Source organism: Spinactinospora alkalitolerans (assembly GCF_013408795.1).
Classification (GTDB): domain Bacteria; phylum Actinomycetota; class Actinomycetes; order Streptosporangiales; family Streptosporangiaceae; genus Spinactinospora; species Spinactinospora alkalitolerans.
In genome coordinates this window covers 2,381,646-2,400,668 of record NZ_JACCCC010000001.1, presented here as the reverse complement: position 1 = coordinate 2,400,668, position 19,023 = coordinate 2,381,646, and the positions used below count along the sequence as shown (strand labels likewise).

Here is a 19,023-nt window from a genome sequence, read left to right as displayed (position 1 = left end):
TCAAGACCGGCGAGGAGCCTCCGGGCTCCGTCTGCGATGGGCCCGCACGCCGATGCCGCTGGCGAGGATGAGGATCGCACCGGCGAGGAGCAGCGCCGCGGCGCCGCCGATGGCGCCGTCGGTCCAGTCCCAGACCGCCTCCGGCACGGCCAGCGTGACCCCCGCGACCCCGGCCACCAGCAGCACCCATGCGCGCTCCCGCTGGTAGAGGACGAGGCAGCCGACGGCCACCGCCAGCGTCAGCGTGTAGCCCCACGCCACGTCCACTCCCCCGCCGTAGAACGGCTGCTGCGCCCCGAGGAGCGCGATCGTCGCCCCCGCCCCGAGCCCGAGCGCCCTGGGGGCGAGCAGGCCCGCGACCGCGAGCGCGCCCCAGACCAGTCCGAGTGCGATGAGCGCCAGCGCCCAGGCCGGTTCGGGCTCGTCCGGGATCTTCTCGACAGCGGCCAGTACCGCGATCACGCTCAGCACCGCGCAGGTCAGCAGGCCGAGAACGGTGGGCAGTGCGGCGTAGCCGAGGGCGGCCACGAGTAGACCGGTCGCCGCGGAGGCCAGGACGGTGTGGTCGTCGAGGGCGACGCCGACGGCGAACGCCGCGGTCGCGGCGGCGAGGGCGAACAGCGCTCCGGCGATCCTGCGCCGGACGGCCGGGACCCGGTGCCGGCGGCTCCCGGCGACGTCGCGCACCCCGCCGGCGGTCAGCACGCCCGCGGCGATCGCGGCCGCGGTGACGGCCGCCAGCAGCACCACCTTGAGCGTGCGGGTCAGCTCGTCCCAGGAGGCGCCGACCAGGACGACGGCGCCGGCCAGCACCAGCCCGCCGCCGAGGTAGCCCACGACCTCGATCCAGCGCACGCCGGACCGCTCCGGCTCCGCGGCGTCCAGGGCCTCGCGGACCGCGGCCGCCTGGGCCCCCGAGAGCACGCCCTGCTCGACGAGTCCGCGCAGCGCCTCCTCACGGGCATCGTCCGGACCCGCGTCCCCCGCCATGGCCACTCACCTGAATCATCGAACGGTCCGTGCACCGGCTGCTGCCGAGGATGGTAGTAGGCGGATCAGAACTTGGCGGCCCCGCGGGCCTCCTCGGCGGCGGCGACGACGGCGCCCAGGTCGGCTCCGCCCGCTGCGGTGACGGCCGCGGCGACCGCGCCCTCCACGAAGGGCGCGTCGACGAGGACGACGTCGGAGCGGGGATGGTCCTCCAGGACCGCGCGCGAGGTGAGTACGGAGCTGCCGATGTCGGGCAGGACGATGACGCCGCCGCCCCGGTCGGCCTGCTCGACGGCCGACGCGATCAGGTCGTAGCTGGTGCCGATGCCCCCGTCGTCGGTGCCGCCCGCGGCGACCAGCGGTACGGCGTCGGAGCCGAGTTGGGCGAGGAGGTCGCGCAGGCCGGCGGCGAGCCGGTCGCTGTGGGACACGAGTACGATGCCGACAGACGTGCTCATGAACACTTAGGTTAGATACCGGAACGCTGTTCAGCAATAGCGAAAGCGGGGACTCCCCATGGTGCAGTCGGTGCGCCGCGCGGTCCTGATGCTGCGCGAGCTGGCCGCCGAAGGGCCGGGCCTGGGGGTGACGGAGCTGGCGCGGCGGCTCGGGATCGCCAAGCCGACCGCGCACGCGCTGCTGCGGACGCTGGAGGCGGAGGGGCTCGTGATGCGCGACCGCGGGTCCGGCAGGTACCGCCCCGGCCCGGGCCTGCTGCAGCTGGGCAACGCCTACCTGGAGCGCCAGGAACTGCGGACGCGGTCGCTGACGTGGGCCGACGCGCTGGCCGCCCGCGCCAACGAGGCCGTCTGGGTGGCGGTTCCGGCCGAGAACCGGGTCCTCGTCGTCCACCACGCCTTCCGCCCCGACGGCGCGGTGCAGATCCTGGAGGTCGGCGCCACGCTGCCGTGGAGCACGTGCGCGCTGGGCAAGGCGATCGCGGCGTTCCTGCCCGGCCCGCGCCGCAGGGAGCTGCTGGCCGAGGAGCCGCCGGTGCTGACCGGATCCAGCATCACCGACCCCGCGGTCCTGGCGGAGCAACTGCGCGAGGTGGCGCGCCGGGGCTACGCCGTGGAGGACCAGGAGTCGGCGCTGGGCGACGCCGGGATCGCCGCGCCGGTGTTCGACGGCTCCGGCGAGGTCGCGGGGGCCATCGGCGTCGTGGGCCCGGTCGAGCGGGTCCTGGCCGAGCCGGCGGCGGAGGACAACGCCGTCGCGGTGCGCGAGACCGCCCGCAACCTCTCCCGCGACCTGGGCGCCCCCCGCGGGACGGGCTACGGCGGGCGGGACGGGTGGGATCGGGCATGAGGTCCCGCGCAGTCGGGCATGGAAGGCCCTGGAGGCCCCGGGGCGCGGCCCCGCCGTCCTTGACAGTGACCCGGGGCACACTTACTGTCCGATACACCGTTCATCATTGACGAACACCTCGGGTTTGCGCCGCATGTCCCGTCCGCCGAGGCCGCTGGAGGAGCCCAGCCGTGAAGAAGTTCCTCAACACCGCCGATTCCTTCCTGCCCGACGCCCTCGCCGGGCTCGCCGCGGCACACCCCGACCTGCGGGTGGACCTGGAGGCCCGGACGGTCACGCGCGCCCGGGGCGCCACGGAGAACAAGGTGGCCCTGGTCTCGGGCGGCGGGTCGGGGCACGAACCGCTGCACGCCGGCTTCGTCGGGGCGGGGATGCTCGACGCGGCCTGCCCGGGCGAGGTGTTCACCTCGCCGGTGCCCGACCAGATGCTCGCCGCGGCCAAGGCGGTCGACGGCGGCGCCGGGGTGGTCTTCGTGGTGAAGAACTACACCGGTGACGTGATGAACTTCCAGATGGCCGCCGAACTCGCCGGCGACGAGGGCATCGCGGTCGAGACGGTGCTGGTCAACGACGACGTCGCCGTCCAGGACTCCACGTTCACGGCGGGGCGGCGCGGCACGGGGGCGACCGTCTTCGTCGAGAAGATCGCCGGGGCCGCCGCCGCGCGGGGCGACGACCTCGCCGCGGTGGCGGAACTGGGGCGCCGGGTCAACGCGGCCTCGCGGTCCTTCGCCGTGGCGCTGACCGCCTGCACCACGCCCGGCTCCGGCGAGCCGGGCTTCGACCTGCCCGAGGACGAGATCGAGGTGGGAGTGGGCATCCACGGCGAGCCCGGCCGCAGCAGGGAGAAGCTGCGGCCCGCCCGCGAGATCGTGGCCGACGCGGTCGGGGCCATCCTGGACGACCACGACCTGGCCTCCGGCGACGAGGCCATCGTGATGGTCAACGGGATGGGCGGCACCCCGCTGAGCGAGCTCTACCTCGTCTACGGCGAACTCGCCTCGATCTTCGCCGAGAAGGGGGTCGGCATCGCCCGCAACCTCGTCGGCGACTACGTGACCAGCCTGGACATGGCCGGGTGCTCGATCACCGTCTGCAAGGCCGAGGAGCCCTTCCTGGCCCTGTGGGACGCCCCCGTGCACACGCCGGCCCTGCGCTGGGGAGTCTGAACGGCTTCCCACCGATCCCGACGTCATCGGTACCGCCGGTTCCGGCCCCGCGGCCTCGGGACCGGCGGGAGAACGGAGAAGCGGATGGACATCGAGCTCGCCCGAGCCTGGGTCCGGGCCATCGCCTCGGCCATCGAGGGCGACAAGGAGCGCCTCACCCGGCTGGACTCGGCGATCGGCGACGCCGACCACGGCAACAACATGCACCGCGGGTTCTCCGCCGTGCTGCAGGCGCTGGACGGCCACGAGGCGGCCACCGTCGGCGACGTTCTGGTCAAGACCGGGACGACGCTGATCTCCCGCGTGGGTGGCGCGTCCGGTCCGCTCTACGGGACGGTCTTTCGCACCGCGGGCAAGCGGCTCACCGGCCCCGAGGCCGATGCCGGCGAGGTGGCCGACGCGCTCGCCGCCGGTCTTGACGGGGTGCGCGGGCTGGGGGCCGCCCAGGTGGGCGACAAGACCATGGTCGACGCCTTCTCCCCGGCGCTGGACGCCTTCCGCGCCGCCGTGGAGGCCGGCGGCGACCTCGCCGCCGCGGCGCGGGCCGCCGCCGAAGCGGCCGCCGAGGGACTGGAGGCCACCACCCCGCTGCAGGCTCGCAAGGGCCGCGCCTCCTACCTCGGCGCCCGCAGCATCGGCCACCAGGACCCCGGCGCGGCCTCCACCGCCCTGATCTTCCACGCCCTGGCCGACGTGACCGCCCACTGACGGAGCGGGGTTCCGGAGGATGCCCGGCCGGTGGCTTCACGGGGCCGTGCGGCCACCACGCGAAACCGCCGACCTCGGCCGTGCGGTCGCCGGACCGGAATCCGACGGGTGCGCCGCCGCGGCCGTCCTCCGCGGCGGCGTACCCATGGTGGTCCTGGGTGTCCGGGACACCCTGCGGACCGATGCCGTGGCGGGCGTGCGCCGGTGCGCCGCCCTCACCACGCAACCGACGCTATTGCCCACCGATGACAATCCGGAGGGCCGCGCGGCGGATCGCCGAGGCGCGCCGTCGGCGGCGGCCGGGACGGCGCCCTCCCCCGCAGAGGGGGAGGGGGAGGGCGCCCTGGAGGGGAAGGCCGCGGGCGTTACCGCCGCGAACGGTCCACCGGGTCCTCCCGATCGCGGAGGCCGACCGACCGCACCGCGAGGGAATCGACTACCTGGAAATGATTACCAGATCCACTGTCGATTGTCGAAAGGCGATGGAGGGCACGTGACCGGGCGGGCGCGCGTCGCCGTCAGCGGCGCGCGGCCAGGTCGTCGGCCGGATGCGCCGGCCGGACCGCTCCGGACGGCCGGGCCGCTCCGGACGGCCGGGCCGATCCGGACGGCCGGGCCGACCGTTCCCTCCGCAGGACCGGGAGGAGGGTGACCAGGCCCGCTGCGGCCAGGGCGGCGCCGACCCATATCGGCGAGGTGAGGCCGTACCCCGACTCGATGCCCAGGCCGCCGATCCAGGACCCCGCGACGAGCCCGGCGCTGATGACCGAGGTGTGCACCGTGTTGACCAGGGGACGGTCGTTGCCCGCCCGCATCACCCGGGCCGTCATGGCGGGGGTCATGGACACGCCCGCCAGGCCGAGCAGGGCGACGGCGGCGACCGTGACGGTCGGGTCGTGCGCGAACAGGCCGAAGACGGCGAGCGCCGCCGTCACGGTGGCGAGCCCGGCGGCCAGCACGGGCACGGCGTGGCGGTCGGCGAGCCTGCCGACGACGGCGTTGCCGACGACGGTAGCCGCGCCGTAGCCGGCGAGGAGCAGCGGGACCGTGGCCGGGGCGAAGCCGCTGACCTCGGTGAAGATCGGCGTGAAGTAGCTGAACACGGCGAACACCGCGCCGATGATCAGCGCGCTGGTGGCGTAGGCCGCCCACAGCCGCCCGTTGGCGAAGGCCGTGAGTTCGGTGCGCAGGCTCTGTGCCTCCCCGCGCAAGGACCGCGGAATGACCAGCAGCACGGCCAGCCCGGTCGCCAGCGTCAACGCATCGACCGCCCAGAAGCTGGCACGCCAGCCGAAGTGCTGGTCGATCAGGGTGGCCGCGGGAAGGCCGAGGACCGTGCCCACCATCAGCCCGCCGAGCACGACCGAGGCCGCCCGGCCGCGTTGCGCGGGGCCGGTGATCTGCGCGCAGATGGCGAGCGACACCCCGAAGGTCGCCGATGCCGCGACGCCGGTGATGATCCGCGCGGCCATCATGACCTCGTAGTCCGGGGCCAGCGCCCCGAGGGTCTGCCCGGCGAGGAAGACCCCCACCAGGATCAGCAGCGCCCCCTTCGGGGGGATCCGCAGCAGTCCGACCGTGAGAACGGGGCCGCCGACGACCATCGCGGCCGCGTAGGCGGAGATGAGGTAGCCGACGGCCGCCACCGACACCCCGAACTCGGCCGAGAGTGAGGGCATCAGCCCCGACACCATGAATTCGCTCGTGGTCATCGAGAAGATCCCGAGTCCCAGCACGTAGACAGCCAGGGGCATGGTGGTCAGCTCCGTTTCGCAGAAGTTTTGGATCGATCAGTTCAAAACAAGGGCATAAAAAAGAGGAGGCTGCGGCGCCTCACTGAGCTTTGACGACTGCGTTCATGGGACAGGGGTGGGATTTCCAGGGCTCGAACCCGCTATGCCGCCGGCGCTACGCACACTGCGGCAGCCCCCCTGCGCGGACCCGGTCGTCAAACACCAGTCAGAACGCGTCGAGCACGGTGCCGGCAATCCCCTCCAGCGCGCTGCGATCGGCACCGGTGCGGGCGGCGACGCGCATGCCGCTGACCGTCGCGGTCACGAAGTGCGCGAGGACGCCGGCGTTCTTGTCCGCGCCGATCTCGCCGCGCATCCGCCCGGCCTCGATGGCCGTCCGCAGGGCCTCGACCCGGCGGCCGTAGTCGCGCTCGAGCAGGCGCGCGATCTCCCGGTCGCGTTCGGCCAGTTCGACGCCGGTGTTGACCACCAGGCAGCCGAGCCGGTCGCCGCATTCGTCGTCGATCACCTGCTCCAGCAGGACGCGGACCTTCTCCCGAACGGGCCCGTCGCCTTCCAGCAGCTCGATCTGCCGTCCGGTGGCGGTCTCCATGTAGTGCCGCAGCGCCTTGTCGAACAGGTCGCGCTTGCTCTTGAAGGTGTTGTAGATGCTGCTGCGCCCCAGGCCGGTGGCGTCGCACAGGTCCTGGGTCGACGTCGCCTCGTAGCCGACGGCCCGGAACGCGCGCATCGCCGCGTCGACCGCCCGCTCCTCGTCGAACTTCTTCGGTCGGGCCATGGTGGAACCGTACACGTTTTGGAACGCTTGGTTCAATACCTGGCCCGGCCCCTCGGCGACGCCGAATCGGAATGGCCGTGCGGCCGGACTGCGCCAATCGGCCGAGGGGCAACCGCAGAACCCGCAAGAGGTGACTCACCGACGACTTCAGGATCGGACGGAGGAGTCCGGCACGCCCAGGGCGAGGTAGCCGAAGCCCATGACACGGCGGTAACCGCGCAGCCAGGCGTCGCGGTACCGGTCGGGGACGTGCGCGACGTGGCGGTGTTCCGCGAGGACTCCCCCTATCGGTCGCTGGACGAGGTGCCGCCGGGCACCTCCAGCGGCACCGGCGCGGTCCGCCGCAGGGCCCAACTGTTGAAGTACCGCCCCGACCTGCACGTCGACCGCATCCGGGGCAACGTCAACAGCCGTCTGGCCCGCCTGGACTCCGCGGTGTGGAGTGAGGGCTGCGCCTCGGCCATCCGGTCGGCGGCGGACATGTGCTCATGGCAGGCCGGGTCGGCGAGCACCGCCCGGAAGGCCTCCTCGCTCTTCCACTGCGCGTAGTCCACCATGTGCGCACCGTCGAGGTCGGCGTGGGCGTCGGCCGCGCCGGGTCCCGATGTCAGGGCTTGCGGGAGACTCCGCACAGCAGCAGGTGCTGGTCGCCGCGCAGCTGCTGCGGCGGAGGGCCGTCGGGCCACCAGTGGGGCAGGAAGCCGACCCCCGGCTCGACCAGTTCGGTGCCGTCGAACAGGGCGGTGATCTCCTCGCGGCTGCGGAACCGGCCCGATCCCAGGCCCGTGAGGCAGATCTCCTCGGTGCGCCGGGCCTGCTCGTCGAACTCCCCGCCGGGGTTGTGGAAGTGGGAGACGGCCATGTGGCTGCCCGAGGGCAGCCGGTCCAGGTAGGTCCGGACCAGGCCGTGGGGGTCGTCGGCGTCGTCGAGGTGGTGGACGATGCTGATCAGCAGCAGGCCGACCGGCCGGTCGAGCCGGAGCAGCCTGCGGGTCGTCTCGTCGCCGAAGACCGCGTCGGGGTCGCGCATGTCGGCGACCACCACGGCGGTCTGGTCGTTCTCCTCCAGCAGCGCGCGGCCGTGCGCGAGCACGATGGGGTCGTTGTCGACGTAGACCACTCGGGCCCGGGAGTTCATCCGCTGGGCGGCCTGGTGGGTGTTCTCCATCGTGGGCAGTCCGCTGCCGATGTCGAGGAACTGGTCGATGCCGAGCCGCGAGAAGTAGCGGGTGGCCCTGATCAGGAACTCGCGGTTGTCCTTGCAGACCAGCGGCATCTCCGGGACGAGTTCGCGCACCTGCGCGGCCAGGTCCCGGTCCACCTCGAAGTTGTCCTTGCCGCCCATCATCGCGTCGTAGGAGCGCGCCACGGAGGGCCTGGCCATGTCGATCTCCGGCGGCGTGGACTGAGGGGAGGCGTGTATCCGGGGGAAGTCGGTCATCGGGGGCTCCGTCCTATGCGGTTTTCCCGCATCCTACGGACCCCGGGCCCCACCGCGGGGAAGTACCGGAAAACATCGGGAAACCCGGCGGGACCGCCCGCGTCGGCGCCGTTCCCGTCCGGGGACGGCGGAGATCGCTCCGCCCTTCCCGGTCATTACGGGTCGGAATCGGACAGCAGTCGACAAGCGCCAGGTCGTCGCGGCACGGCCGTCGCCATCGGAGCGCCAATGACGGCTTCGGCGCCGAGCCGGTCGGCGGGGTCCCCGAGCTTACCTTGACAGAATCACGACTATCGATCGAATATGAGCCGAGTTGGTCAGAATCGTTCAATCACGTCGACCGCGGCGACAGAGGCTGGGATACCCGACCGCATGAACCCTTCCGACATCATCCACCTGCACAGCGACGACGTGAGCGCCGTGCTCGACGCCCGCGGCCCCGGACTGCCCCTCGTCGTGCACTGGGGCGCTCCGCTGGGCGGACCGGACGCGGCCGACCTGGCGGCGATGGCCGACGCCCTGCGCCCCGCCATGCCCGCCGGCAACGCCCCCGATGCCCCGATCCGGATCGGGCTGCTGCCCGAACCGGGCACCGGCTACGCCGGGCGCGCGGGGCTCAGCGGGCACCGGCTGGGCGCGGACTGGGCGCCGGCGTTCACCCTGACCGGCGTGCCCGGCCCGGACCGCGGTCGGTGGCGTTCGAGGCGGTCGACGTCGAGGCCGGGCTGGCCCTCACCGGCGAGGTCGAGCTCGCCGACTCCGGGCTGCTGCGGATGCGGCACCGGCTGCGCAACACCGGGATCGGGCCCTACGTGGTCGACGGCCTGCACGCGGCACTGCCGGTGCCCGGCCACGCACGCGAACTGCTCGACCTCGCCGGCCGCTGGGCCAAGGAGCGCCGGCCGCAGCGCCGCCCCCTGGGCACGGGCGCGTGGGTCCGCGAGGTCCGGCGCGGCCGCACCGGGCACGACGCCCCGCTGGGGCTGTTCGCCGGCACCGAGGGGTTCGGGTTCGGCCACGGCGAGGTGTGGGGACTGCACGTCGCCTGGAGCGGCAACCACGTCAGCTACGCCGAGCGCATGGCCGAGGGCACCGCGCTGCTGGGCGGCGGCGAGCTGCTGCTCCCCGGCGAGATCGTGCTGGACTCCGGCGAGGAGTACGCGACGCCGTGGCTCTACGCCGCCTACAGCGGCCGCGGGCTGGACGGCGTCAGCTCGGCCTTCCACGGCCGGCTGCGTTCGCGCCCCCACCACCCGGGGGCCGACCGCCCCCGCCCGGTGGTGATCAACACCTGGGAGGCGGTCTACTTCGACCACGACCTGGACCGGCTGCGTGAGCTGGCCGACAGGGGCGCGCGGATCGGGGCCGAACGGTTCGTGCTGGACGACGGGTGGTTCCGGCACCGGCGCGACGACAGCGCGGGGCTGGGCGACTGGTACGTGGACGAGACGGTGTGGCCGAATGGGCTCGAACCGCTCATCTCCCACGTGCGCGGGCTGGGCATGGAGTTCGGGCTGTGGGTCGAGCCGGAGATGGTCAACCCCGACTCCGACCTCTACCGCGCCCACCCCGACTGGGTGCTGCGGCGCACGGCCGACGCGCTGCCGCCGTCGTGGCGCAACCAGCAGGTGCTCGACCTGGCCAACCCCGAAGCCTACGCCCACATCCTGGAACGCCTCGACTCCCTGCTGGAGGAGTACGAGATCGGCTACCTGAAGTGGGACCACAACCGCGACCTGATCGAGGCCGGACACGAAGGGCGCCCGGGCGTGCACGCCCAGACGGCCGCGCTGTACCGGCTCATGGACGAGCTGCGGGCCCGCCACCCCGGCGTGGAGATCGAGAGCTGCTCCTCCGGGGGCGGCCGGATCGACCTGGAGATCCTGGAGCGCACCGACCGGGTGTGGGCCAGCGACTGCATCGACGCCCTCGAACGGCAGTCCATCCAGTTGTGGACCGGTCTGCTGCTGCCGCCGGAGCTCGTCGGCTCCCACATCGGGGCCGCCCCGGCGCACACCACGGGCCGGGTGCACGGGTTGGGCTTCCGGGCCGCGACGGCGCTGTTCGGGCACTTCGGCATCGAATGGGACGTCTCCCGGCTGGACGAGCGGGAGCTCTCGGAGCTGGCCGGGGCCGTGTCGGTGTACAAGGAGCTGCGCGGACTGCTGCACAGCGGCGACGTGGTCCGCGCCGACCACATCGACCCCTCGGTGCTGCTGCACGGCGTCGTGGCCGCGGACCGCTCCGAGGCCGTCTTCTGCTACGCCCGGACGGCCGCGCCCGATGACGTGCTGCCGGCGCCGGCCCGGCTGCCCGGGCTCGACGGCTCCCGGCGCTACCGGGTGAGCGCCGTCGACCCCACGGGCCGACCGGCCGGGCCGGAGCGGCGCGACCCGGCCTGGGTGACGGAGGGTTCCGTCACGCTGCCCGGCGCGGTCCTGGCCTCGGCAGGGGTGCCGGTCCCCCTGCTCGCCCCCGAACAGGCGTTCCTGCTGCGCGTGCGGGCCGTCGACTGACCCGGGAGAGACCCCGCGCCGCATCCGGTCTCAGATCGTTGACGGGGAAGGGCCGGGATTGTCTCCAGGTCCTGCTGTGTTCCTGCGGGCCTGGTGGGGCTGTTGTCAGCGCGCAGCGTCCGGCGACGCGAAAAGGCGTGGATCGCCGCTGACCGAGGTCCCGGCCGCCTGTGGCGGGCGACCGGCGCGGACGGATACAGCGCGACCTTTCGTACCGCCACCGCCGGCGCGCTGACGGCAGCCTTCCCAGGTCACCAGGGGGAATGGAAGACTGCGACCACAACCTTCCAACCCCCATCAGCGATCCCAGTGCTCGGGGACCAGGACGGCCACGCCTCTCGGGGGCAGCGTGACCTGCGTCGTCGCCGCCGCGTCGGCCAGGAGGTCGGTCATCGGCTCGGGCAGCGCCACCGCCCGGTCCTGCCCGGTGTGGTTGAGCAGGAAGGTGAACGTCTCCTCGGCTCCGTGCCTGCGGGTGGCCTGGACGCCCTCGGGCAGGTCGGCCAGCACCGGTTCGGCCCCGGCGTCGCGGGCGGCCCGCTCCAGCAGGGCGCGCAGCCAGAGGGGGTCGGGCCGGGTGGCGACGTAGGTGGCGACGCCGTCGCCGAAGCGGTGGCGGGTGACGGCCGGGCCGCCGGCGAGGTCGCCGGAGGCGAACCGCGCGACCGGTTCGGCGCCCTCCGGCAGGACCTCCTCCGACCACAGCGTGGCCGAACCCGGCGCCCCGCCGCTGTCCGTGCCACCGGCCGGATCACCGCTCAGCTCGACGCGCTCCCCTGGCCCCAGCGGCCAGAACTCGGTCGTGCGCGTCCCCAGGACCGGGCGCAGCGGGCCGCCGTAGCCGCCCAGGTGCACCCGGTCGTCGCCGTCGACGATCCCGCTGAAGTAGGACACCACGAGATGCCCTCCGCCGCGGACGTGGTCGGCGATGCGCGCCCCGGTCGCCTCGTCGAGGAGGTGCAGGCAGGGGGCGACCACCAGCCGGTACCCCGACAGGTCGCGGTCGGGCGGGACGACGTCGACGCCGATCCCGGCCCGCAGCAGCGGGGTGTGGTAGGCGAGCGCCTCGTCGATCTGGTCCAGCTCGGCGGGGTGGGAGTCCAACTCGAGCGCCCACCAGCTGTTCCAGTCCAGGAGCAGCGCCACGTCGTTGCCGCTGCGCGCGCCGAGCACGCCGGGGACCCGGGCCAGCTCGGCCCCGAGGGCGCTGACCTCCTTGAACACGCGGGTGTCGGGTCCTGCGTGCGGCACCATGGCCGAATGGTACTTCTCGGCTCCGCCGCGGGAGGCGCGCCATTGGAAGTACAGCACCGCGTCGGCGCCCTGCGCGACGGCCTGCCAGCTCCACAGCCGCATCTGCCCCGGGCGCTTGGGCGCGTTGTGCCGCCGCCAGTTCACCGCGCTGGGCGCCTGCTCCATCAGCAGCCACGGCTCACCGGCCCCGGCGCCGCGGGTGATGTCGAAGACGAGCGCCGACCGGGCCTCGGGGGCCGCATCGAGGGGGTCGGGGTAGTTGTCCAGCGAGACGACGTCCATGTGCGGCGCCCAGGTGAACGCGTCGACCTCCTTGTGCGCGGCGACGAGGTTGGTCGTGACCGGCACGTCGGGCGTGACGCGGCGCAGCACCTCCAGTTCGGCGAGGTAGCAGGCGCGCAGCGCGGCGTCGGTGAAGCGGGCGTAGTCCAACTGCTGGGCCGGGTTGGGGAAGGTCGGTGCGGTGCGCGGCGGCTGGACCTCCTCGAAGTCGGCGTAGCCCTGCGACCAGAAGCCGGTGGACCAGGCGTCGTTGAGCGCGTCGATGTCGCCGTGGCGCTCGCGCAGCCAGCGCCGGAAGTCGGCGGCGGAGACGTCGCAGTAGCAGGCGGGGACGTGGCAGCCGTACTCGTTGCCGACATGCCACATGGCCAGCGCCGGATGCCCGGCGTAGCGGGTCGCCACCTGCTCGGCCAGGCGCACGGCGCGGTCGCGGTAGACGGGGCTGCTGGGGCAGTAGTGCTGCCGCCCACCCGGCCACAGGCGCGTGCCGTCGGCGGTCACCGGCAGCGTCTCGGGGTGGGTCCGGGCCAGCCAGGGCGGGGGCGAGGCCGTCATGGTGGCGAGGTCGGCGGCCACGTCGTTCTCGGCGAGGAGGTCCATGACCCGGTCGAACCAGCCGAAGTCGAACTCCCCCGGCCGCGGCTCGACCCCGGCCCAGGAGAAGACGCCGACCGTGGCCAGGTTGACGCCGGCCTCCTTCATCAGCCGCGCGTCCTCGGCCCAGACCTCCTCGGGCCACTGCTCGGGGTTGTAGTCGCCGCCGAACCCGATCCCGCCCAGGCGGCGGTGCAGGCTGCGGATGCGGTCGTGGCGGCCGGTCATGCGCGCTCCGTGGGAGTGTCGGCGGCCCGGGGGCCGGGGTGGCGTCGTGGTCGCTCGGCCGTCCCGCCGGTCCGGTCCGTGGGGCGCACGGACGAGCGAACAGCACTGTTGTATACCGAAATTGATCGGATCAAGCTCAATGCTGATCCTATTCACTAGGTAAGGGCTTTCCAATACGGTGATCGGAGCCGGTTTCACCAACAGCAGTCAGGAGCGGTCGAAGTGTTCAACTCCGATGCGTGCGGGTCCGGCCCCGACCGCCCTCGAGGCGGATCCGATTGAGGCCGGGAGCAGCCGGTCGGAGTCAGTCGGCCAGGCGGGCGACGCCGCCGTAGTGCCAGCGGGTGGCGTCGGCCGGGACGCCGGCGGGGTCGGGGCGCCACCAGGGGAGGTGGCAGGCTCCCGGAGGCAGCAGGTCGAACCCGTCGAAGAAGCCGCGGATCTCCTCGGGATCGCGCAGGTGGACCGGTGCGGTGGCGCGGTTGTAGGTCTGGGTCATCGTGTCCACGGCCCTGTCGCCCGCGCTGCGGGTGCCGTGGGCGATCACCAGGTGGCTGCCGGGGGCCATGACCGAACGGAACCGCCGGACGATCGAGGCGGGGTCCTCCTCGTCGGAGACGAAGTGCAGCACGGCGACGAAGAGCACGGCGACGGGCCGGGACAGGTCGATCAGGCCCTCGTCGCGGACCTGGCCGATGACGGCGTCGGGATCGCGCGCATCGGCGCGGACCACGCTGGTGCCTCCGTTGTCGGCGAGCAGCGCGCGGGCGTGGGCGAGGACGATGGGATCGTTGTCGACGTAGACGACGCGGGCGTCGGGCCGGACGCCCTGGGCGATCTCGTGCACGTTGCCCTGGGTCGGCAGGCCGGCCCCGACGTCGACGAACTGCCGAATTCCGGATTCGGCGAGCAGGCGCACCGCCCGGCGCAGGAAGGAACGGTTCTCCTGCGCGGTCTGGAACAATTCCGGCACGTCGGCGAGGATTTCCCGGACCGCGTCGCGGTCGACCTGGAAATTGTCCTTTCCGCCCAGGTAATAGTCGTACATGCGGGCCGGGCTGGGCTTTTGCAGATCGACCGCCGGCGGCTGCCAGCCGGGCCGCGCCGCACCGGTGCGCCGCATCCAGTCCGGTGTCATCGCACCCATGCCCCACGTCCTCCGAGATGCCCGTGGCGGCGGCGGGCGGCCCCGCGCGGGTGCACCCCCGGCCGGGGCGTTCACCACCGCCGCGACGTACGTCTTCAACCGTTCTTCAGCGTGCGTCCGGCAATGCGCCGACGCGATACGGACACATGATATCGGCCGTTTCCCCGGTTTGGGACCGGAACCGTGGATCCGACTGTTGCCGACGCACCCGTGACCGGGTATAGCGTTTCTTCCGCTGATTCATCTCAAGATGTGCCGTTTCACGGTCGTGAGGAAGTGCTGATGGGGTTCGGTGTCCTTTTCACGCAGGGAGTCGTCTCGGGTGACCCGCACCAGGTGAGCCGGGAAATCCTGGAGCAGGCATCGGCGGCCGACCGGCTGGGGTTCGACGCCGCGCTGACCACCGAGCACAAGTACTCCGAGGAGTACTTCGGCTCGCCCCTGCACCTGGCCTACGCCATCGCCGCGCGCACCGAACGGGTCCGGGTGGGCACGAGCATCGCGATCGGCCCGCTGTACAACCCCGTGGAGCTGGCCCAGGACGCCGCGATGCTCGACCAGCTCTCCGGGGGCCGGCTCTTCCTCGGGCTGGGAGCGGGCTATCTGGAGGAGGACTTCAGCACCGTCGGCATCCCCTTCGGCGAGCGCGCCCAGCGCCTGGACGAGGGGGTGCGCGTCATCCGCGAGGCCTGGACCAAGGAGCGCTTCTCCTTCGCCGGCCGGCACTACGCCTTCGACGAGGTCTCGGTGATCCCCAAGCCCCGCCAGGGGCCCGGCACCCCGATCCACCTGGGCGCCTGGACGCCCGGCGGACTGCGGCGCGCGGCGCGGCTGGGAGACGGGTGGATCAGCAACGCGCTGATGTCGGTCGACACGATGGCGCAGATGGCCTCGGCCTACCGCGAGGAGGCCCGGCGGCACGGCAGGCCCGGGCGCGTCACCGCGGTGCGGTTCTGCTGGCCGGCCCTCAGCCGCGAGGAGGGCGAGCGCGACTTCGGCGCCACGGCGCTGGCGATGATCCGGACGCTGTGGGAGTACGGGGCGATCGGAGACATGCCCGAGGTGTCCTCGGCCGCCGACATCACGCTGGCCGACGCGGTGCGCGACCGCATCGTCTTCGGCACCCCGGACGAGTGCGCCGAGACCGTCGAGCGGTTCCGCGCCAAGGCCGGCGTGGACGACTTCATGCTGATCTTCCGCCACCCCACCGGCCCGGAGCAGTCGAAGGTCCTGAACGCCATGGAACTGTTCGCCTCCGACGTCGCGGGCAGGTTCCGGTAGCGCTCCGCCGCTTCTGCGCCGATCGCGGCCCGGGTCCCCCGCGAAGCGGGGCGAACCCCTGAGCCCGCGGTCCAGGCGTCACTAGGGTCGAGGGCGACGAGGCTTTCGGAGGAAGGGGTGTCATGGTCGAGCAGCGGCCGGTGCGCGTGGGGGTCATCGGCGCCAACTACGGCGCGGCCACCCACCTGCCCGCTTACGCCGCACTGTCGGAGTTCGAGGTCGTCGCGGTGGCCACCGGCCACATCGAGGGCGCCAGGGCCGCGGCCGACCGGTTCGGCGTCGAACGCGCCTACGGCGACTACCGCGACCTGTGCCGCGACGACGACGTCGACCTGGTCGACGTCGTCACCCGGCCCCGCCTGCACGAGCCCATGGTGCTGGCCGCCGTCGAGGCCGGCCGGCACGTGCTGTGCGAAGCCCCGCTGGCCGGTACCGCCGCCGAGGCCGAGCGGATGCTCTCGGCCACCCGGCGGGCCGGGGTGCGCGGGTTCGTGGACATGCAGTCGCGCTTCTCCACCGGGCTGCGGGAGCTGCGCCGACGGGTGCGCGAGGGCTGGATCGGCCGGGTGGAGAACGTGCGCGCGAGCGCCTTCTATCCGACCTTCACCCGGCCCGAGGCCGTGCGCTCGTCGCTGTGGTGCGCCGATGCCGCCAACGGCGCCGATTCGCTGCGCGTGCACGGGCTGCACACCCTCGACCTCATCCGCTGGATGTTCGGCGAGGTCGCCGACACCGCCGTGCGGACCGCGACGCTGCGCCCCGCCTGGCCGGGCGAGGACGGCCCGGTGCCGGCGAGCAGCGCCGACTCCTCCGCCATGATCGGCCGGCTCGCCGACGGCGCCGTGTTCTCCCTGCACACCTCGTGGGTGGCCCGGCACGGCGGCGGGTGGACGCTGGAGGCCTACGGGGACGAGGGCGTGCTGCGCGCGAGCGCGACCGGCCACACCGGGCACTTCCCCGTGACGGTGACCGGCGCCCGGCACGACGATCCGGCCGAGGCCCGGCTCGCCCCGGACCCCGACGACGGCGTCGGCGTCGGCGGTATCACCGACGGCTCCCCCAACCACGCCCTGGCCGGGCTGCTCACCGCGGTCGCCCGGGACCTGCGCACGGGCGCGGCCGACCCCGACGTCCCGACGTTCGCCGACGGCGTGCGCCTCCTGCGCGTGGCCGAGGCCGGCGCGCAGGAGAGCTGACCCGCGCCGGTCGGCGGGCGCACGGAGCGCCCGCCGACCGGCGACCGGATCGGACGGGGGCGTCGGTCAGGCGACCCGGACGGCCGAGGTCATGTTGTCCTCATAGTAGCCGGACAGGTCGACCGTCTCGACCGAGCTGTCGGAGTTGGGCGCGTGCACCATCTGGTCGTCGCCGACGTAGATGCCGACGTGGCTGGGCCCGTTGTAGAAGAAGAGCAGGTCGCCGACCTCGAGGTCGGAGGTGGAGACCTTCTCGCCCGCGTCGACCTGGTCGTAGGTGGTGCGCGGCAGCTCCACCCCGGCCTCGCCGTAGGCCCACTGGACCAGCCCGGAGCAGTCGAAGGCGTCGGGCCCTTCGGCCCCGTAGGAGTAGGGCGTGCCGATCTTGCTCTCGGCGTTGTCCACGGCCTCCTCGGTGACGTCGGTGGCCGCGTGGGCCGGCGTGGCCGAGAGCAGCCCCAGCGTGCCCGACGTCGCCAGGACGCACAGTGCGGCGGCCGGCAGGCGGCGCCGGAGGTGACCGTTCTCATCGCGGGAACGCAGATTCATTTTCTCCCCCATGGGTGGAACGCGGCCGGGCCCGATGGGCACCGGTCGATGGCCCGTGCCGCGCACGGAAAAAGGCGCGCGGCGCGGGCGCGAATGCGGAAAAGGAATGAGCGGGCGACGACGGCGCGCAAAGCCCCCCGGCTTTACCGAAGCCGTCGGCGAGGGTGGTTCTTTTTCGCCCGCTCCGTGATCAGGGCCACAGGGTCCGCAGGTCAGGGGCGGACCGGGCCACGGAGCTCTGCGGGGCAGAGCCGTTGGCGACGGAGGTCCCGTGCATCATGATCGGGAGTTCGGGAGGCTCCGCCGGAATGTCCCAGGAAGGGTCAGGTACGGACGCCACATCGCGCCGTTGTCCTGGGGGCACCGCGGGAACGCGGTGGTCTTCGCGCTGTGGAAAGTGGTCGTGCACCTTTCTGTCGGCGCGCTCTGGCAACTGGCCGATACGCACACTACCTATGCCGCGTCTTATGTCAAACATGGGCGAAATGGTGCATTGATCACCCCGTGTGACCTGTGTGGCGCCGCGGGCCGGTTTCCCGTGCCCGTGGGTTAAACGGCGGCTCGCTGGGCAGCGGCGGCGATACACGGGCTGTCGGGTCGACCGCCCGCGCACACGTCCCCGGGAAGCGGAGGTCAAGACCGATGAAGGCGCTGGTATGGCACGGAGCACGCGACGTGCGCGTCGACGAGGTGCCCGATCCCACGATCCAGGAGCCCACCGACGCCGTTGTGCGCATCACCACATCAGGGCTGTGCGGTTCGGACCTGCACCTCTACGACGTGCTGGGACCGTTCCTGAGTCCAGGGGACATCCTGGGCCACGAGCCCATGGGCGTGGTCGAGGAGGTCGGCGGCGAGGTCACCGGGCTCGCCCCCGGCGACAGGGTGGTCGTCCCGTTCCAGATCGCGTGCGGGCGCTGCTTCATGTGCGTCCAGGGGCTGACGACCCAGTGCGAGACCACCCAGGTCCGCGAGCAGGGCATGGGGGCCAGGCTGTTCGGCTACACCAGCCTCTACGGCGCGGTGCCGGGCGGCCAGGCCGAGTACCTGAGGGTGCCCCAGGCCCAGTTCGGGCCGATCAAGGTGCCCGAAGGGCCGGCCGACGACCGTTTCGTCTACCTCTCCGACGTGCTGCCGACCGCGTGGCAGGCGGTCGAGTACGCCGGGGTCCCGCAGGGCGGCAGCGTCGCCGTGCTCGGTCTGGGCCCCATCGGCGACATGTGCTGCCGCATCGCCCGGCACCATGGCGCCGAGCGGGTCTTCGGCGTCGACCTGGTGCCGGAGCGGCTCGAACGCGCCCGCAGGTACGGCGCCGAGACCTTCGACGTCACCGGGAGCGACGACGTCGTCGAGGCCATCCGCGAACGGACCGAGGGCCGCGGCCCCGACGCGGTCATCGACGCCGTGGGGATGGAGGCCCACGGCACCGCCGCGGGCAAACTCGCCCAGCAGATGGTCAAGCTCCTTCCCGGCGACGTGGCGGCCAAGCTCATGAGCAAGGCCGGCGTCGACCGCCTCACGGCCCTCCACACCGCCATCGACCTTGTGCGGCGCGGAGGGACCATCTCCGTCATCGGCGTCTACGGCGGGATGACCGACCCGCTGCCCATGCTCACGCTGTTCGACAAGCAGATCCAGTTGCGCATGGGCCAGGCCAACGTCAAACCCTGGATCGACGACATCCTGCCGCTGCTCACCGACGACGACCCGCTGGGCGTCGACGACTTCGCCACCCACCGGGTCCCCCTGCAGGAGGGGCCCGCGGCCTACGACACCTTCCAGAAGAAGCAGGACGGGGCGGTGAAGGTCCTGTTCCACCCCTGACCAC

16 protein-coding genes are annotated in these 19,023 nt (G+C 72.9%); 8 read left to right on the top strand and 8 right to left on the bottom strand.

All coding sequences use genetic code 11. The annotated features are described in order from the left end of the window. Together HDA32_RS10525 and dhaM are read right to left on the bottom strand one after the other, a co-directional pair. Window positions 1-990, bottom strand: a complete 990-nt coding sequence (locus HDA32_RS10525; protein WP_179643016.1) for a DUF2157 domain-containing protein — start codon at window positions 988-990, stop codon at window positions 1-3. Between the two features lie 65 nt (window positions 991-1,055). Then, window positions 1,056-1,448 (bottom strand): dihydroxyacetone kinase phosphoryl donor subunit DhaM, encoded by a 393-nt coding sequence (dhaM, locus tag HDA32_RS10520; protein WP_179643015.1) that lies wholly within the window; start codon window positions 1,446-1,448, stop codon window positions 1,056-1,058. A gap of 58 nt (window positions 1,449-1,506) precedes the next feature. Here dhaM and HDA32_RS10515 point away from each other — a divergent pair, with 58 nt between their 5' ends. The 3 genes from HDA32_RS10515 (at window position 1,507) to dhaL (ending at window position 4,175) form a co-directional block, all read left to right on the top strand. Continuing rightward, window positions 1,507-2,298 (top strand): IclR family transcriptional regulator, encoded by a 792-nt coding sequence (locus tag HDA32_RS10515; protein ID WP_179643014.1) that lies wholly within the window; start codon window positions 1,507-1,509, stop codon window positions 2,296-2,298. Between the two features lie 170 nt (window positions 2,299-2,468). Beyond that, a complete protein-coding gene (dhaK, locus tag HDA32_RS10510) occupies window positions 2,469-3,467 on the top strand; it encodes a dihydroxyacetone kinase subunit DhaK (RefSeq protein WP_179643013.1) in 999 nt (332 codons plus the stop codon). Window positions 3,468-3,551: 84 nt separating this feature from the next. Next, window positions 3,552-4,175: a dihydroxyacetone kinase subunit DhaL gene (gene dhaL, locus HDA32_RS10505; protein WP_179643012.1), complete on the top strand. Its 624-nt coding sequence runs from the start codon at window positions 3,552-3,554 to the stop codon at window positions 4,173-4,175. 518 nt (window positions 4,176-4,693) lie between these two features. On the opposite strand, the gene HDA32_RS10500 is transcribed toward dhaL, so the two are convergent. Both HDA32_RS10500 and HDA32_RS10495 read right to left on the bottom strand, forming a co-directional pair. Continuing rightward, entirely contained in the window at window positions 4,694-5,929 is a 1,236-nt protein-coding gene (locus HDA32_RS10500; RefSeq protein WP_179643011.1) for an MFS transporter, read from the bottom strand. Between the two features lie 205 nt (window positions 5,930-6,134). Further along, on the bottom strand, window positions 6,135-6,707 hold the full coding sequence (locus HDA32_RS10495) for a TetR/AcrR family transcriptional regulator (protein WP_179643010.1): 573 nt from the start codon (window positions 6,705-6,707) through the stop codon (window positions 6,135-6,137). 18 nt (window positions 6,708-6,725) lie between these two features. Between HDA32_RS10495 and HDA32_RS30555 the strand changes: the two genes are divergently transcribed. Then, window positions 6,726-7,256 carry a hypothetical protein gene (locus HDA32_RS30555; protein WP_246334289.1) on the top strand — a complete coding sequence of 177 codons (531 nt, stop codon included), beginning with the start codon at window positions 6,726-6,728 and terminating at the stop codon, window positions 7,254-7,256. A 58-nt stretch (window positions 7,257-7,314) separates the two neighbouring features. Here the strand turns inward: HDA32_RS30555 and HDA32_RS10485 are convergent, their stop codons facing one another. Beyond that, complete coding sequence (locus HDA32_RS10485) at window positions 7,315-8,148, bottom strand: SAM-dependent methyltransferase (protein WP_179643008.1); 834 nt, start codon at window positions 8,146-8,148, stop codon at window positions 7,315-7,317. Between the two features lie 692 nt (window positions 8,149-8,840). Between HDA32_RS10485 and HDA32_RS10480 the strand changes: the two genes are divergently transcribed. Then, the gene (locus HDA32_RS10480; RefSeq protein WP_312863126.1) at window positions 8,841-10,664 is read left to right on the top strand and encodes an alpha-galactosidase; all 1,824 of its coding nucleotides are present in this window, start codon (window positions 8,841-8,843) and stop codon (window positions 10,662-10,664) included. A 297-nt stretch (window positions 10,665-10,961) separates the two neighbouring features. Here the strand turns inward: HDA32_RS10480 and HDA32_RS10475 are convergent, their stop codons facing one another. Further along, window positions 10,962-13,022 carry a beta-galactosidase gene (locus tag HDA32_RS10475; RefSeq protein WP_179643007.1) on the bottom strand — a complete coding sequence of 687 codons (2,061 nt, stop codon included), beginning with the start codon at window positions 13,020-13,022 and terminating at the stop codon, window positions 10,962-10,964. A 304-nt stretch (window positions 13,023-13,326) separates the two neighbouring features. Beyond that, window positions 13,327-14,169 carry an SAM-dependent methyltransferase gene (locus HDA32_RS10470; protein WP_246334287.1) on the bottom strand — a complete coding sequence of 281 codons (843 nt, stop codon included), beginning with the start codon at window positions 14,167-14,169 and terminating at the stop codon, window positions 13,327-13,329. Window positions 14,170-14,451: 282 nt separating this feature from the next. On the opposite strand from HDA32_RS10470, the gene HDA32_RS10465 reads away from it, so the two are divergent. Both HDA32_RS10465 and HDA32_RS10460 read left to right on the top strand, forming a co-directional pair. Next, window positions 14,452-15,450 carry an LLM class flavin-dependent oxidoreductase gene (locus HDA32_RS10465; protein ID WP_179643006.1) on the top strand — a complete coding sequence of 333 codons (999 nt, stop codon included), beginning with the start codon at window positions 14,452-14,454 and terminating at the stop codon, window positions 15,448-15,450. A 122-nt stretch (window positions 15,451-15,572) separates the two neighbouring features. Further along, a complete protein-coding gene (locus HDA32_RS10460) occupies window positions 15,573-16,646 on the top strand; it encodes a Gfo/Idh/MocA family protein (RefSeq protein ID WP_179643005.1) in 1,074 nt (357 codons plus the stop codon). A 66-nt stretch (window positions 16,647-16,712) separates the two neighbouring features. Here HDA32_RS10460 and HDA32_RS10455 read toward each other — a convergent pair whose 3' ends face one another. Then, a complete protein-coding gene (locus HDA32_RS10455; RefSeq protein ID WP_218882398.1) occupies window positions 16,713-17,195 on the bottom strand; it encodes a C40 family peptidase in 483 nt (160 codons plus the stop codon). Between the two features lie 642 nt (window positions 17,196-17,837). Between HDA32_RS10455 and HDA32_RS10450 the strand changes: the two genes are divergently transcribed. Continuing rightward, window positions 17,838-19,019: a zinc-dependent alcohol dehydrogenase gene (locus HDA32_RS10450; protein ID WP_179643003.1), complete on the top strand. Its 1,182-nt coding sequence runs from the start codon at window positions 17,838-17,840 to the stop codon at window positions 19,017-19,019. Window positions 19,020-19,023 lie beyond the last annotated feature (4 nt).

Coding starts and splice junctions, on each gene's coding strand:
- HDA32_RS10450 (WP_179643003.1), top strand. CDS start 17,838: ATGAAGGCGCTGGTATGGCACGGAGCACGCGACGTGCGCGTCGACGAG.
- HDA32_RS10465 (WP_179643006.1), top strand. CDS start 14,452: ATGGGGTTCGGTGTCCTTTTCACGCAGGGAGTCGTCTCGGGTGACCCG.
- HDA32_RS10470 (WP_246334287.1), bottom strand. CDS start 14,169: ATGGGTGCGATGACACCGGACTGGATGCGGCGCACCGGTGCGGCGCGG.
- HDA32_RS10525 (WP_179643016.1), bottom strand. CDS start 990: ATGGCGGGGGACGCGGGTCCGGACGATGCCCGTGAGGAGGCGCTGCGC.
- HDA32_RS10475 (WP_179643007.1), bottom strand. CDS start 13,022: ATGACCGGCCGCCACGACCGCATCCGCAGCCTGCACCGCCGCCTGGGC.
- HDA32_RS10485 (WP_179643008.1), bottom strand. CDS start 8,148: ATGACCGACTTCCCCCGGATACACGCCTCCCCTCAGTCCACGCCGCCG.
- HDA32_RS10460 (WP_179643005.1), top strand. CDS start 15,573: ATGGTCGAGCAGCGGCCGGTGCGCGTGGGGGTCATCGGCGCCAACTAC.
- HDA32_RS10500 (WP_179643011.1), bottom strand. CDS start 5,929: ATGCCCCTGGCTGTCTACGTGCTGGGACTCGGGATCTTCTCGATGACC.
- dhaM (WP_179643015.1), bottom strand. CDS start 1,448: ATGAGCACGTCTGTCGGCATCGTACTCGTGTCCCACAGCGACCGGCTC.
- HDA32_RS10455 (WP_218882398.1), bottom strand. CDS start 17,195: ATGAATCTGCGTTCCCGCGATGAGAACGGTCACCTCCGGCGCCGCCTG.
- HDA32_RS10515 (WP_179643014.1), top strand. CDS start 1,507: ATGGTGCAGTCGGTGCGCCGCGCGGTCCTGATGCTGCGCGAGCTGGCC.
- dhaL (WP_179643012.1), top strand. CDS start 3,552: ATGGACATCGAGCTCGCCCGAGCCTGGGTCCGGGCCATCGCCTCGGCC.
- HDA32_RS10495 (WP_179643010.1), bottom strand. CDS start 6,707: ATGGCCCGACCGAAGAAGTTCGACGAGGAGCGGGCGGTCGACGCGGCG.